The organism is Alkalimarinus coralli (assembly GCF_023650515.1).
Classification (GTDB): Bacteria; Pseudomonadota; Gammaproteobacteria; order Pseudomonadales; family Oleiphilaceae; genus Alkalimarinus; species Alkalimarinus coralli.
In genome coordinates this window covers 488,685-502,956 of the sequence record NZ_CP096016.1, presented here as the reverse complement: position 1 = coordinate 502,956, position 14,272 = coordinate 488,685, and the positions used below count along the sequence as shown (strand labels likewise).

The 14,272-nt window shown below is 46.0% G+C and carries 19 protein-coding genes; 10 read left to right on the top strand and 9 right to left on the bottom strand.

Translation table 11 applies throughout. The annotated features are described in order from the left end of the window. Window positions 1-59: 59 nt before the first annotated feature. Window positions 60-692 carry a TetR/AcrR family transcriptional regulator gene (locus MY523_RS02205; protein WP_250657181.1) on the bottom strand — a complete coding sequence of 211 codons (633 nt, stop codon included), beginning with the start codon at window positions 690-692 and terminating at the stop codon, window positions 60-62. Between the two features lie 239 nt (window positions 693-931). Continuing rightward, on the bottom strand, window positions 932-1,849 hold the full coding sequence (locus MY523_RS02200; RefSeq protein WP_250657180.1) for a permease: 918 nt from the start codon (window positions 1,847-1,849) through the stop codon (window positions 932-934). 115 nt (window positions 1,850-1,964) lie between these two features. Here MY523_RS02200 and MY523_RS02195 point away from each other — a divergent pair, with 115 nt between their 5' ends. Continuing rightward, window positions 1,965-2,261, top strand: coding sequence for an ArsR/SmtB family transcription factor (locus tag MY523_RS02195; protein ID WP_250657179.1), 297 nt, complete (start codon window positions 1,965-1,967; stop codon window positions 2,259-2,261). Window positions 2,262-2,417: 156 nt separating this feature from the next. Then, window positions 2,418-2,912, top strand: a complete 495-nt coding sequence (locus MY523_RS02190) for an NlpC/P60 family protein (RefSeq protein ID WP_250657178.1) — start codon at window positions 2,418-2,420, stop codon at window positions 2,910-2,912. On the opposite strand, the gene MY523_RS02185 is transcribed toward MY523_RS02190, so the two are convergent. The 7 genes from MY523_RS02185 to MY523_RS02155 all read right to left on the bottom strand — a co-directional run bounded on the left by MY523_RS02185 (window position 2,909) and on the right by MY523_RS02155 (window position 9,015). Then, on the bottom strand, window positions 2,909-3,616 hold the full coding sequence (locus tag MY523_RS02185; RefSeq protein ID WP_250658756.1) for a VC0807 family protein: 708 nt from the start codon (window positions 3,614-3,616) through the stop codon (window positions 2,909-2,911). The genes MY523_RS02190 and MY523_RS02185 overlap by 4 nt on opposite strands. Window positions 3,617-3,836: 220 nt before the next feature. Beyond that, window positions 3,837-4,457, bottom strand: a complete 621-nt coding sequence (locus MY523_RS02180) for a LysE family translocator (protein WP_250657177.1) — start codon at window positions 4,455-4,457, stop codon at window positions 3,837-3,839. Window positions 4,458-4,667: 210 nt separating this feature from the next. Beyond that, window positions 4,668-4,973 carry a chaperone modulator CbpM gene (locus tag MY523_RS02175; protein WP_250657176.1) on the bottom strand — a complete coding sequence of 102 codons (306 nt, stop codon included), beginning with the start codon at window positions 4,971-4,973 and terminating at the stop codon, window positions 4,668-4,670. Beyond that, window positions 4,970-5,926 (bottom strand): DnaJ C-terminal domain-containing protein, encoded by a 957-nt coding sequence (locus MY523_RS02170; RefSeq protein ID WP_250657175.1) that lies wholly within the window; start codon window positions 5,924-5,926, stop codon window positions 4,970-4,972. Before MY523_RS02170 ends, MY523_RS02175 begins: the two co-directional genes overlap by 4 nt. A gap of 110 nt (window positions 5,927-6,036) precedes the next feature. Next, entirely contained in the window at window positions 6,037-7,482 is a 1,446-nt protein-coding gene (locus MY523_RS02165) for a flavin monoamine oxidase family protein (protein WP_250657174.1), read from the bottom strand. Beyond that, window positions 7,472-8,194, bottom strand: coding sequence for a c-type cytochrome (locus tag MY523_RS02160; RefSeq protein WP_250657173.1), 723 nt, complete (start codon window positions 8,192-8,194; stop codon window positions 7,472-7,474). The genes MY523_RS02165 and MY523_RS02160 overlap by 11 nt, the downstream gene beginning before the upstream one ends. Before the next feature lie 17 nt (window positions 8,195-8,211). After that, window positions 8,212-9,015, bottom strand: a complete 804-nt coding sequence (locus tag MY523_RS02155) for an SDR family NAD(P)-dependent oxidoreductase (protein ID WP_250657172.1) — start codon at window positions 9,013-9,015, stop codon at window positions 8,212-8,214. A 281-nt stretch (window positions 9,016-9,296) separates the two neighbouring features. On the opposite strand from MY523_RS02155, the gene MY523_RS02150 reads away from it, so the two are divergent. The 8 genes from MY523_RS02150 to MY523_RS02115 all read left to right on the top strand — a co-directional run bounded on the left by MY523_RS02150 (window position 9,297) and on the right by MY523_RS02115 (window position 14,263). Continuing rightward, window positions 9,297-9,614, top strand: a complete 318-nt coding sequence (locus MY523_RS02150; protein WP_250657171.1) for a cupin domain-containing protein — start codon at window positions 9,297-9,299, stop codon at window positions 9,612-9,614. A 120-nt stretch (window positions 9,615-9,734) separates the two neighbouring features. Next, window positions 9,735-10,160 carry a TerB family tellurite resistance protein gene (locus MY523_RS02145; RefSeq protein WP_250657170.1) on the top strand — a complete coding sequence of 142 codons (426 nt, stop codon included), beginning with the start codon at window positions 9,735-9,737 and terminating at the stop codon, window positions 10,158-10,160. A 31-nt stretch (window positions 10,161-10,191) separates the two neighbouring features. Further along, window positions 10,192-10,398, top strand: coding sequence for a GDCCVxC domain-containing (seleno)protein (locus MY523_RS02140; RefSeq protein WP_250657169.1), 207 nt, complete (start codon window positions 10,192-10,194; stop codon window positions 10,396-10,398). 216 nt (window positions 10,399-10,614) lie between these two features. Next, entirely contained in the window at window positions 10,615-10,995 is a 381-nt protein-coding gene (locus tag MY523_RS02135) for a hypothetical protein (RefSeq protein ID WP_250657168.1), read from the top strand. 101 nt (window positions 10,996-11,096) lie between these two features. Beyond that, a complete protein-coding gene (locus MY523_RS02130) occupies window positions 11,097-11,396 on the top strand; it encodes a hypothetical protein (protein WP_250657167.1) in 300 nt (99 codons plus the stop codon). A gap of 229 nt (window positions 11,397-11,625) precedes the next feature. Further along, window positions 11,626-11,979, top strand: coding sequence for a hypothetical protein (locus MY523_RS02125; RefSeq protein ID WP_250657166.1), 354 nt, complete (start codon window positions 11,626-11,628; stop codon window positions 11,977-11,979). A 77-nt stretch (window positions 11,980-12,056) separates the two neighbouring features. Then, the gene (locus MY523_RS02120; RefSeq protein WP_250657165.1) at window positions 12,057-12,380 is read left to right on the top strand and encodes a hypothetical protein; all 324 of its coding nucleotides are present in this window, start codon (window positions 12,057-12,059) and stop codon (window positions 12,378-12,380) included. 98 nt (window positions 12,381-12,478) lie between these two features. Then, window positions 12,479-14,263 carry a copper resistance system multicopper oxidase gene (locus MY523_RS02115; protein WP_250657164.1) on the top strand — a complete coding sequence of 595 codons (1,785 nt, stop codon included), beginning with the start codon at window positions 12,479-12,481 and terminating at the stop codon, window positions 14,261-14,263. The last annotated feature ends 9 nt before the right edge of the window (window positions 14,264-14,272 follow it).

The following is a 14,272-nucleotide window of genomic DNA, read 5'->3' as shown; positions in this document are numbered from 1 at the left end:
TTTATGACTATTAGTCATATTCGAGCAAAGGTGATCCCAATTTATGCTCGCAACCCTGATTAACTTCTTAGGCCCATTAACCCAGCAATCATGTACTCACTGATAATGGTAATAAACTCATCTTGCTCCAGCTCAGTATGACAGCTGATGTTGGTATTCAAGATCATTGACATCGCACCATCAAACGTTGCCTCCAAACCAATGATTAAATGCTCATGTGGCCGTTTTGGAATAATGCCCTGCTCAATCCCCGTATCCAGAATTCTGCCGATAAATGACTCAAACAGCCCTTCAATACGTTCAAATTTTTCCTGATATTGACTGCTCAGTCGTTCAATGTAATCAGCCCTCTTGCAATAAAAACTCACTCGAGCATGAGCCTGACACGCCAGCGACAGCTCAAAAGAGAGGCGTATCACCTCTTTCATCACCTTATCAACCGGCATCTCGTGGTCAATGGCTCTGAACTCGGCCAGTAACCTTTCGTGAAACTCCAGCGTGATGCACGCGTAAATTTCATCTTTTGTTGAGAAATGCTTGTAAACCGTCCCTTTACCAATCTCCGCCTTCTTGGCAATTTGATCAACGGTCACTTGCTCCCAGTTTGGGGTCTCAAATAGTGACAACGCTGCATCAATTATTTCCCGCTCTCTGCGAGCAAATTCTCTCTCTTTTCGTGTTAAGGGCTGCATACTTTCACTACAAGCTTTCACTACAAGCTTTCACTACATTCGTCCACTACATGCTTTCACTGCAAACTCCGGCTACAAGCTTACGCTACCAACTTTCGCTACAGACTTTCACTACATACGACCTGAATTTAAAACGGCGGCTAGATGCAAAAGCATAATACCCGCCGTCATAATATGACCAATAGTCACACATATAAAATAACAGGTCAATTTTTGTTCATATTATTCTTCACACAAATCTAGAATAGATATGAGTATGCATAACCTGCCGTGACAGCCATTCCAATAACTACCAGCAAGAAAGCTATAATCATCTGGTTCTTAAAGAATGATTTGAGTAACACAACTTCCGTTAAACTGGACCCTGCACTTCCGATAATCAGTGCCATTATGGCCCCCAATCCCATACCTTTGGTGGCTAATACTGCACTGAGTGGAATAACCGCTTCGGCACGAATATAAAGGGGAATGCCGATAATCGCCGCTATAGGTACCGCTAATGGATTGTTTTCGTTCGCCACACTCGCCACATAGTCCGCCGGCATAAAGCCATAAATCACCGCCCCGATTGAGAGGCCGCCTAATAAGTAAGGCAAGACCTTCAAGAAGTCCTTCCAGGTGGTTCTCCAGATTTCTAACCACTTATTCTCAATAATCGTTTCAGCCGAACTGTCCTGCGATATCTTAGAAGACACAGGCGCGATATATGCCTCAGCCCTGATATACTTTTCAAAGCCCAGCTTTTCAAGACTATACCCGGCCAGAATAGAGACACCCATCGCAACCGAGAAATAGAATACCGCGACATTCAACCCAAAGGTCACAACAAACAACCCAATAATAATGGGATTTAACAGCGGACTCGCAAACAAAAACACCATCATCGTTCCAAAGCCTGCATTCGCCCTCAATAACCCCTTCAGGAACGGAATGGTAGAACAGGAGCAAAAAGGCGTGATAGCGCCTAAGAAACCAGCAATAACATAACCTTTTCCTTGCTTACCACTTAATATACTTTGGATTTTTTTAGGTGGAATATGCATCTGCAAAATGCCTACGATATAGCTAATCACCAAAAACAGTACGGTTAGCTCGATAGCCAGAACGGTAAACATTCTGACTGACTCCTGAATCATCTCAGTTGATACAGTCATCATTTTTCTCTCCTTAATTAAAACTATATTTCTAGTATTTTCGAAATATAGTTTTAAACTCTGACAATAGCAATATATTTCTGCTAATATCGAAATATTAAAATCTGAGGGGAACAAAGTGGAAATAGAAAAACTGGCCAAGGCATTAAAAGAGCTGGGCCACCCTACACGCTTAACCATTTTCAAACGCCTTATCAAGGCGGGCTATCAAGGGCTGCCCGTTGGAGACATTCAGGAAGAGTTGAAAATTCCGGGGTCAACGCTTTCTCACCATATATCAAGCCTGGTTTCGGCAGGTTTGATTGCCCAACGACGAGAAGGGCGAACGCTATTCTGCGTTGTTGAATATGGCCAGCTACAAGCGGTTGTTAGCTTCTTTCAAGATGAGTGTTGCATCGATATGGCGCCTAAATAAGCGGACTTGATCAGCTCTGCTACGAAACAGCAAACCCACAGCGCCCCGAGAGTTAAATGTTCATAAGCTAACAGTCTGAAAGAGCGTTACAGAATAAATACATACGAATAATCATTTGCTTACTAGAATACTTATCATGAAGACCAGTGAGAGGCCATGATGAAAGCAATACAGCCCTGCCTATTATTAATAGCGGTTACCCTCATTGCAGGCTGTAGCTCGATTCCACCTGCCTCAGTTGAGCCTCAGACGAGCCAACTACCGATACTTCAACCTGCGTCAAACTCTATTGTTAAAAGTCTTCACGACCAACATGAAGCGTGGAAAGGAGTGAAGTACCGTTATGGCGGGCTGTCCAAGTCTGGCGTGGATTGCTCAGGGTTTGTATTCTTAACCTTTAAAGAGCAATTTGGTGCTGTGCTGCCACGGTCAACACGGCGTCAGGCTGAAACAGGCTTACCTGTAACACTTGCGCAGTTACGCCCCGGCGATTTGGTGCTATTTAAAACAGGATTTAAAGACCGGCATATCGGTATATATGCCGGTGAACAACGTTTTTTGCACGCCTCAACCAGCAGAGGAGTTAAGTTTTCAAGGTTGGATAACCCTTATTGGAAAGAGAATTTCTGGCAAGCCAGAAGAGTTTTCTAGGCTTCTTTTTCTACTCCGACTAAAAAGCTCTCGAAGTCTTCTCCGGTCAATTTTTTGATTTGACTAAACAGATACCAGATCGCCAGCATTAGAATTACAGTGCTCGGCAGGGCGATGACGGGGTAGCTCAATGCCGTCATCTCTCCCAGCTCTTCGGCAAACTCAGGTGTGCCAGGCGGGCTAACCAGAATGACTTTTGCCAAGACATAGTTCAAAACAGATGACACAAAAAATGAACCCGCAACAATAAGTGACGCCAACTTTAAACGTTTTTCAAACTCATCTGTGTAGTTGTTGTCGGAAAGCGCTGAATAAAGATCATCAGTGCGGATTATCTCTTTATTCAAAATGATCATTTTAACAATAGGGTATTTTGTACGCTGGGTTATCAGCACGGCGAGGCCAATAATAGCAGGAATTGCAGCTTCTTTGATCGCGATGTACTGAGGGTCAAGCTCTAATAAACTAATTCCCCCTGTTAAAAACACACTCACAATACCCAGAATTGAGAACGCATTGACTTTACCGGACTGTTTAAGATCCCATAAGCCATAACCAATAGGAAATGCCAGCGCGACCACAATACTCCATACCGGCCCCAGGCTATCAACCGCCGAAAACTTGCTGAGAATTACCACCGGAATAATGATGTTAAACGCCAGGTTGCCTAAAAGGCCGCCTTTTTTCTGTGTCTCTTTTGCCATATTGTTGGTATCTACAGTCAAATTAGTTTCTACGGTTAAATTAGTTTGTACGGTTAAGTTAGTATCTATAGCTAAATTAAAATCTTCAGCCAGCTGGAATCTGCGACCAACGGCCCATTGGTTTCGTCAAAGCAAACCCCTACAGGTTGTTTCGACATTGAATCATGAGTTTGGTTCATTTTCAATCAACCCGCCTTAGCTTTGCGACAGGGTGCCGTCCTCAAGAATGCCTGACTAGCAGATAAGCACCCGCTCCAGCCATGATTGAACCCGCAGACCGGTTCAACCGTTTCATTGAACGGTGAGATTTAAAGTAGCGTCGCGCAGATGAGGCGGAAAATGCAATCAACAACAATCCCGCCATTAAAGCCACTAACGTTAATAGCGAAGCCAACGCTATATCACTGCCTGACAGTTCAGACACATCCAAAAATGTAGGTAAAAAGGCGATATAAAACAGTATAACCTTGGGGTTTGAGGCAGAAATTAAAAAGCCCTGAACAAAGCTCATTGAAGCCCATGAACGCTGATGCTCCAACTGTTGTCCATCAACATTAACAGGCGTCACCCACATCTTGTAGCCAAGATAAAACAGGTATGCCGCACCAACCAGTCGAATAACAGTGAATAACTCACCCCAGTTCTCAGCAATAGCGGCTAAGCCATAGCAGGCCAAGACAAGGTAAGCGATGTCACTTATCGCCATCCCCAGCGCTAAAGAAATGCAAGACCTCACACCACTCACCAGTGCACGGGCAAGGATTGCGAAGACCCCAGGGCCTGGCGTAATACCAAAGATAAATATCGCAACAAAAAAAGTGATTGTACTTTCAATCGACAAAAAACGTGCCCCAATAAACGAATTGTTGAGGGGTGAACTATACCCTGAATTGACTTAAGAGTCGTTTTCATTATGTTTATTTAAGTGATGGAGGATTAATGAACGCTTCCAATTAATCACTAGTTTGGCCGTTTCAAGGCATCGAGAATTCTCTATTTACGCCTTGCGGCCACCTCGCTGATATATTCTTGCCAGATATCAGCGACATGACTAACTTTCAAGGAACCGCTTTAACAGGTACTGAACACGTTCATTTTCCCTTAACAGGGACTCATTCTGCTGCATCAACTCAATGACCAACGCCACCGCGACCCAATCTATTTCCAAGTCCTGGTGCAAGCGAACGGCTTTTTTGATCCAGTGAACGCTGGTCGTATCAAATACCCAGTCGGCGGTTTTCTCCCCCCTTACCGGCTGAGCAATGCCATACTCGACAATTTCGATGACGATATCAGGTTCAATGCATTCAAGTTGACACAATTCATTGAGAGGAAGACTTAATGATATTTCTGTCATTTTTTTACCCCCCAATCAGCGCGTGGGTCAAACTTGGCTGTTTCTGATAACTGCTGCCACAAATGCCTGATTTTTTCGTTCGCGGTAGCAGGCATAACAATTTTAATAATCGCATACAGGTCACCGGTCACCGTTTTTCCCTTCAGTCCTTTACCTTTAATGCGTAGTTTTTTGCCTGACTGGCTATTGGGCGCAACCACCACATTGATATTGCCCTCCAGCGTAGGAACAGTCACTTTTACACCGAGTGCCGCCTCCCACGGGGCAATGGGTAGCGTTATCATAAGGTCGTGGCCTTGCACATCAAACAATGGATGAGGCACTAAACGGATATGTAAATATAAGTCTCCCGCCGCGCCATTGCCCATGCCCGGTTTACCCTGGCCTTTAACCCGAATGCGTTCTCCATCGGCAACCCCTCGCGGTATTGTCACCTTCAGACGCTTGTTAATATTTTCGAGTTTTTGGCCATCAAATACGGGGAGTTTATATTCTACCGTTTTAACATGATTGCTAAGCGTCTCTTCCAGAAAAACAGGCATTTCAATTTCAATATCCTGCCCTCTGACATGTCGGTGGCGCATATCGCCTGCATGGTCGAAACCATGGCCTTCGCCACCAAAAATAGAGTTGAAGAACTCAGAGAAGTCGCCCTCAAAATGCTGAGCCCCATGATGTTGAAAACCACCGGAGTGCTGCCAGCCTGGAGGGGGCCGAAAACTCTGCCCTGACTGGCCGCCATATTTTCGAAGTTCGTCAAATTCAGCACGACGAGCTGGATCTTTTAACACTTCATAGGCTTCTGCGACTTCTTTAAACTTGCTTTCTGCGCCTTCAGCGGGGTTCATATCAGGGTGATATTTTCGCGCCAGTTTCCGATACGCTGTTTTAATCTCCTTAGCATCGGCATCGACATTGACCCCAAGAATTTTGTAATAGTCTTTGAATTCCATACCCTTTCTCGAAACTGTTCAACTAACAGAACTCACACCTTTACTGGATAGCCTTTTCAGTATAGTGAATGTTTTGGGAATACACTCAATATCACCGCCCCCAAAGAGCCCTAGCTTGTTAGCGCCGAGAGAACCTCAATAGCCGCCCTGTCGCCAGAGCGCACGGCGCCATCCATATAGCCACAACCTACTTCAGCGCATTCCGTGCCTGCCCAATGTATTCTACCCACAGGCGCTCGCAAGGCCGGGCCTGCCGATGTAAGGAGCCCTTTAGTCAGCGGCGTAATGCACCCGATACTCCAAGGGTCTGTTGACCAGTCTTTTTCGACGTAGCCCATTGTTGCCATAGACTGAGGGCCAAAATAACGGCTTAACTCCTGCGGCAACAACCTTGCCCGATCGGGTTCACTGGCCATAGCGGGTACTTCAGCAGCAGACAAGAAGGCAGTTAGAACGCCTAATGATGCATCCGGCGGTGAATTATCAAACACCAACTGCAGTGGCGCGTGATCGGTGACGACATTACCGTTTAGGCCCGCCTCACGCCAAAAAGGGGTTTTATAAATAACCGAATGCTTAATTAACGGCAACCGGGTAAGCCCCGCCCACTGCTTGACCAATGCATTCCGTTGGGCGGTTAAGCCAGTCTTAAAGTTGATTCGTAATGTGTCAGCCGGCGCCATTGCCACCACAACCTGATCCGCAAGGTAGGTTCCTTTTGGTGTACGCACTTCAACAGGGCCTGTTGCATTATCGCTAATAGAGGTTACCGGCTCCCCCATTTTCACCCGGTGGCCCAACGCTTTAGCAACGTTGATCGACACCTGCTGTGAGCCGCCTACAAATCGTAAGTCCTGAAGCCCGTTATCATTCAACGCGATACCTAACAGCCCACCACTGGATTGAATATAGTGTAAAAACCACAACAGAGAGATGCGCTCAGGGTAACCCGACATAATGGCTCGGCAAATAATGCGAAAGGCTTCTACCGTCCACTTGGATGCCCCCTCTCCTTTTAACCAATCTGCCAGTGTTATATGGTCCAGGTAATGCGCATTCGCCGCTTGCCATGGGCTCCCTAGCGGCAACTGGTCAGCCATTGACTGTAAGCGCCACGCCAACCGGGTAAAGTCATAACCTTTCTTAAAGCTAAGCTCCGGCAGCAGCCCTTTGGACACCAGCCCTTGAATCTCATAGATACCTGCACCGTCATAATACGCATCAAACGTATCCACGCCTACGTCTGCTGCCAGTGAGGCAATGCGATCCTGCCCTGGCCCAATCCACTCGCCACCACCCTCGACGACATGCCCTCCCGGCAGTGGCAGATTAAGGGTGCGCCCTCCCACCCTGTCTCGAGACTCCAACACCACCACCGAATCAATACCGTTGTTCACCAGATTACGTGCTGTGGTAAGGCCCGCGAGTCCTCCTCCCACAACAGCTACCTGAACGCGCTGTACGTTTGGCGCGCTCCATGAGAAGCTCGCAGGCAGCACGCCCGATGCAATAGCCCCCATACCCAGACGCAAAAAATCTCTTCGGTTACTCTTCATAAATGCTCTCCGGCATTTTGGGTTCGTGAGCCTGCATAGAGTATTGAGCGTGACTATTGCAGGTTCCGGCAGCCAACCACTGTGTAATACGATCAAGCGCCTGTTTATCTAACGTGTTTAATATCGCAATCATCCCCTGATCTGCATCACCGCGAGTGTTTTGCTTAATTTCACTAATCCGGCGATTAAGATATTGTTTATGCTGAAAGCAGAGCTTAGGAGCCAGCAACTCACTATTGCCTTCGCCATTAACGCCATGACATGCAGCGCAATTTTTTATATATGGACGATTTGAGGATATTCCGCCTTCTGGCGTCGGTAGTGTTGAGATATAACGAGCGACCTTTACGATATCATCAGACGAAAGCGCTCGGGCAAACGGGGTCATAACGGGTAGATTGACACGCCCGCCCCTTAGTTTCTGAAGTTTATGCACCAACACCGCTTCATTCTGCCCCGCCAAACGGGGCACACTGCCATCACTGCGGCCGCTTCCATCTGCCATATGGCACGAAGCACAGCCCTCAAACAACAAAGCCCCTTCTGCAAGCGCAGACTCTTCACCCTGTGTCTCGCTTGCTTCAATCCGCCACGGTGAGTCGAGCGTTATCGCCACAGGTTCGGGAGCATTTATTCGCTCCGCTTTTAGCATATAGACCAGACCTGCCCCACAAAGTCCGATCAAAAGCGCAAATACCAGTAAACGCTTCATACCATCTCCAACCGATATTAAGGGTTCAGCTTTTGAGCACGTCGATATAAACGCCCAATGACCTTGGCAACCCACATTTTCGGCAGCATTTGAATGAGGGCCATCCCTATCTGATTAGACAAACCCGGAATACAGGTGGGCCGCCCTGCCAGGCAGGCGTTAACGGCTTTCTGTGCAACATAGTCCGGTGCCAATATCAAAAAAGCAGGAATCTTCATCACACGCCCTTGGGCCGGGTTATCTAACATTTTAGTAGCCGTATAACTTGGGCAGACAACAGTCACAGAGACGCCTGTGTTGGCGGCCTTCATTTCATTGGCGAACGCCTGACTAAAAGACAACACAAACGCTTTTGATGCAGCGTAGAGTGCCTGATTTGGAATGGCCATCCAGGCGGCGGTTGAGGCAACATTGAGAATCCGACCACCTCCTCTTGTTGCCATCTCGTTGGCAAACAAGTGAGAAAGCGCAGTCAACGCAACAATATTGCAATGAAGCAAGTTCTCCTGATCTTTCAGGGCAATCTGTTTGAAGTAACCATTAAACAGAAGCCCGGCATTGTTAACTAATATATCGACAGCTATATTGAGAGAAGTGACCTTATCAAACAGGACTTGTGCAGCATCAGGGCTCGCTAAGTCGCATGCGATCACTGCCGTTTTAATACTGAATGAGTTCTCCAACTCACTCGCCGCATTTTCTAACTTTTGCTGGGTGCGGGCTACCAGTACGATGTTATAACCATTTGATGCCAGCACTTTACAGAATTCAAACCCAATGCCTTCCGAAGCACCTGTCACCAGTGCATATTTCTCTTTCATGTTATGCCTTTTTTATTGTCGTTGTGTGCATGCATACACAGCCTAGCTTATTTGAATAAAATTATGACATACCGATAAGGGCAATGATTGACCTATGGCGACTCGTTCATTGTCATATAACGACATCTCCATCTGATTCATCTAGCTCTATAAATCAAGTATTGCTTCCAGATAGCCACCTTTCACCTCGCCTCGCTATACCCTACACTAACCATTTATGGGCATCATAATCCGAGCGACTCTCAGCTACGGAGCCAGCACGAAAGACGATATGAAACGCGATGAATAAAACCAACATATTTGAAAACCTCCCTGAACATTTAGATCAGGAAGTGTTTAATACCCTTGTTGAGAATAAGAACGTAACAATTGAACGTATTGTATCTAATGGGCACACCTCACCTAATGAGGGATGGTATGACCAGGAAAGAGATGAGTGGGTTATCGTGCTAAAAGGGGCTGGTGAATTAACCTTTGAAGATTCAGGTTCGGTCAAGCTAGAGGCTGGTGATTATATCAACATCCCCGCTCATACCAGGCACAAAGTGTCATGGACGTCACCCGATACAGAAACAATATGGCTTGCGGTACACTATTAGAGGTCTTTGTGTAGCTAATAACGCCGTGCAACGGTCTCTATATTCATTTAATAACTATTGATTTAACAACTGACAATTTAACAACTGAATAGACAGACTACGCATCGAGGAGCACTAAAAATGTTTGAATCTCTTAAACACTGGTTTGAGTCGTCGGCCACTGAGAGTAAATTATTCAACCATGCGGATGAAGAAACGATCCATATAGCACTCGCCTCGTTGCTTTACCGTGTAATCGCCTCTGACCACAGAGAAAGTGACCGGGAAAAGCATGAGTTTGCCGATATTCTAAGAACGGAGTTTGATCTTAACGACGCCCAGATTGCCAGCCTTTATAAGCAGGCAAAACACCTTAACAGCAGTCTCGCTACAGATTTAGAGACGATTGATCACTACCTGAAGCAAAACCCACATTTACGCATGATATTTATGAAGAAACTTAACCATCTCATTTCACTTGATGGTGTGACATCCAACGAAATGGAGGTGTTTTACAATGCTCAGAGCGTGCTGTTCCCTGAATTGTCGGGCGAAAGTGAGTTTTAACCAGACAGAATAGCAATTTGAGACTAAAGATATGGCGCTTAAGCTCAAATCGGCAATCACCTGTCCGAACTGCGGATATCAAAAAATAGAAATGATGCCAGAAAACTCATGCCAGTTTTTCTATGAATGCCAAAATTGTAAAACGCTGCTTAAGCCCAGACCCGGTGATTGCTGCGTATTTTGTTCATATGCAGACACCCCGTGCCCTCCTATACAGATACAGCGGTCTTGCTGTTAACACGGTACGACGCTAACAGAGACCCAGACCTGCGAGACTGGCTATTAACTTTCAACATGCGGATGAGCACTGGGTTGGCAGGTAAAACCTCAACACAATAAATGAATAAAAAGTCTCAGGACTGATTATTTATCAACTTTTTTAGATTTCTCCTATTGACCTATGTCCAGCGCATAGCTTTAAAGTAACCTCAAATTAGATATACGGGTACTGATAATGTTACGTCAGAGGTTAATCACAATTTTACAAACATTGGTATTGCTGCCCTTGCTGGCATTAGCAACCCCCTTTGTTACGGCTGAGATTGTGTCATCCCCTGAAGTAACGCAATTCGAGCAGATAAATACCCAAGCTGCTGGTCTTTTTGTTTCAGGCTCAGCGGAACACCGAGAAGAAATGAGCATGAGTCGTACCGACATGAACGACCACTGCCCAGATTACAATTCATCTCACCAATGTGGCAGCTGTGCGGCTTGCGCCGTACTACCTGTTTACGCTGAAAAAATGTCAGTAACTGACTCTGGCGCTGCTACGCCATATCAATTTCAATTTCCTTTAAGTAACATCAAAAACCACTTCAAACCTCCCCGCGTTTAAATTTCTTATGCACCTGATTGACCCCTTAAATCACGGTGCTTAATCAATACAGTACATTTATCTATACAACCGTATTTAATTGATCCATAAGGAATTCAAACATGAACAAATTTATTTCATTCACAACTGCGCTGTTAATCACTACATCTATGAGTGTCGCCGCTGATGGTGGTAAGAGGTGGGAACAAATGGTTGAGCGTAACTCAGTACCACACCTTCACACCGGCACCCCTTCTGCCAGTAAGATGGAGCACACGGCTGCACAACATAAAAGGTGGTTATTTGATGACGCCAAAAATAGTGAGCTAGATGCCAATGTTTCAGAGCATAAACACTCCGTCCCCAAACACGTGAACCATATGGCTTCCGATCATAAGTTTGAGATGGTTGGTGGAAACTAATAAATAGCTTTATAAAAACTCGGCCTTGCGTTTATCCCGCAAGGCCCCCTTCTCTGAATGGCCTGAGCTCCAGATGCTCCTGTTTTCAGCAGAACACAGCATTTAAGCCCGCCCCCTAAAAACAGCGTTAAAAGCACACTTATTATTTCAAAAAGATATTTCAAAAATACCATTTCGAGACCCACACTATAAGCTCAAGTTGAGTATTTTAGTTTAGATGGGCAAAAGAATGGCTATAGTTATGCGCATCAGCCAGCTATTGAGTCTTTTAGTAGGGTTAGCATTTTTGGCCTCCTATAATGTGGAGGCTACCACTGAAACGTTAACTCCATCGTATGTCGAGCTTGAGTCTAACGTCAATCATGCGACAATGAGAGGCCAAGACCATGACATCAAAGATGTAACAGATACCCACAGTGATGATTGTGTTCTGGAAGATCAGCATGGTTGCCACTGTATTTATTGTGCGTTTTTACTAAGCCATTCACCGACATACACCACACATAAACAAGGGGCCTATTATCTCCCTTTGCTACCAACTGTATCCCTCGTTGTATTCCCAATTGACCACCCACCTCAGTAATCGACTCTATATGATCAAGTGTCAAGTGAAATGATTAAATCATCATTTTGATAGCGAAATTTTCTGAGGAATACGTCATGAAAAAGCTAAGCACATTAACGCCATGGGCAGCCCTATCACTCCTTTTAAGTGCCAACGTAATGGCTGAAGGTAAAGCAGACCAACGAAGTGATGCGCCAGTCACACAGCAAGGAGCTGATGAGGTAGTGCAACATATTCATAACAAGTTTGGAGATACTGCTGCTGGGCCAATGATGAAGGAAGGTGATGTTCATATGGACAAAGGTGAAGATCGGGCACACGGACATTCCATTCACCCTCATACAGTGCAAGGAGGTAAACAACCACATATGAATATGACAGCCCATGAATACAAACAATGGCAGTTTGGTAGCAATTGATAGCCCCGTACAGAGGAAGAGCCTAAAGGCTCTTCCTCTGTTTCTCGGCAACACCTATCAGTTGTAATTAAAGGATATTCGATGAAGGGGCTATTCATATGAATACATGCCGCCAGCCAGTCCTTTCCCGGCGACGTTTCGTAACCGGTTTATCTTCCGCCACAGCACTTTCCATTCTGGGAAGTACGCCACTTCTCTTGGGAAGTAAGCGCTACTCTGATGCGCCCCCTGTCATGCAGGGTAAACTCTTTGACTTAAACATTGCCTATCAAGAAATGAATTTTACTGGCTCCCCTAGTATAGCCACCACCATCAGTGGTGCTCTACCAGCCCCCATTTTGAGGTGGAAAGAAGGCGAGCGGGTCACACTCAGAGTGCACAACAATCTTGATCAAACAACCTCTATTCACTGGCACGGTATTATATTGCCAACCGATATGGATGGGGTACCGGGCCTCAGCTTTGGAGGCATTCCACCTGGCGAGTCGTTTGAGTACCAATTCGACCTGCTACAAAGCGGCACCTACTGGTACCACAGCCATTCCGGTTTTCAGGAACAAACGGGGATGTATGGTGCAATTATTATTGACCCCATTGAACCTGAACCATTCAGTTATGATCGAGACTATGTGGTGCTGCTATCAGACTGGAGTGACGAATCTCCGAGCAATATCTACAACAAACTAAAAAAGCTCAGTCACTATTACAACTTTCGAGAAAGAACCCTTGCAGACTTCTTCGAAGAAGCCGACGAACATGGTGTCGCAAACGCATGGAACAACCGTCGCATGTGGAATCAGATGCGCATGAGTGACCGGGATATTTCCGACGTCACTGGCTACACCTATACCTTTCTGATGAACGGGCAAGCGCCTGCAGATGGCTGGATAGGGCTTTTCGACAGAGGTCAGAAAGTCCGGTTACGTTTTATAAATGCTGCAGCTATGACCTTTTTTGATGTTCGGATTCCAGGGTTAAGAATGACCGTCATCGCCGCAGATGGTCAAAATATTCAACCGATATCCATCGATGAATTTCGTATTGGGGTTGCTGAAACCTACGATGTGATTGTCGAGCCAGAAAGCGATACGGCTTACACCATTTTTGCCCAATCAATTGATCGCACAGGCTATGCTAGGGGCACATTAACACCTCACCCTAACCTGAAGGCCGACATACCCGCTTTGGATCCTGCTCCGATATTAACCCATGCAGATATGGGGATGGGTGGTCAAGGGGCTCACGAAGGGCATGACATGAGTGGTTCTGGCATGCCTACGTTTAAAATGAAAGGGAGTGAAATGCCAGGCGCAGGAATGATGGGAACAGGACAAGCAGGCTTTGGCAGTTCCACCCCAGTAAAGCACTCCACAACTGAATTTGGCCCTCACGTAGATATGCGTGCCGATAACCCAAACTACCGCCTTGATGACCCTGGTGTAGGTTTAAGAAACCACTTGCAGCGCTACGATCGCACGGTACTAACCTATGCTGATCTTCAGAATCTCTACAAGACTCAAGACACAAGAGAACCTCAGCGGGAAATTCAGTTGCACCTGACCGGCAATATGAGCCGCTATATGTGGTCTATCAATGGAACTAAATTCGCGGATGCTGAACCACTGCACCTTAGCTATGGAGAGCGTGTCCGAATCACTCTGGTCAATGACACTATGATGAACCACCCGATACATCTGCACGGTATGTGGAGTGAATTAGAAACAGGAGATGATCATTACATTGCACGTAAACACACTGTAATAGTACAACCAGGCGCCAAAATCAGTTATCTCGTTACTGCCGATGCAATAGGTCGCTGGGCCTATCATTGCCACCTGCTCTACCATATGCCCGGCATGTTTCGAGAAGTAATAGTGAGTTAGAGGTCTGTC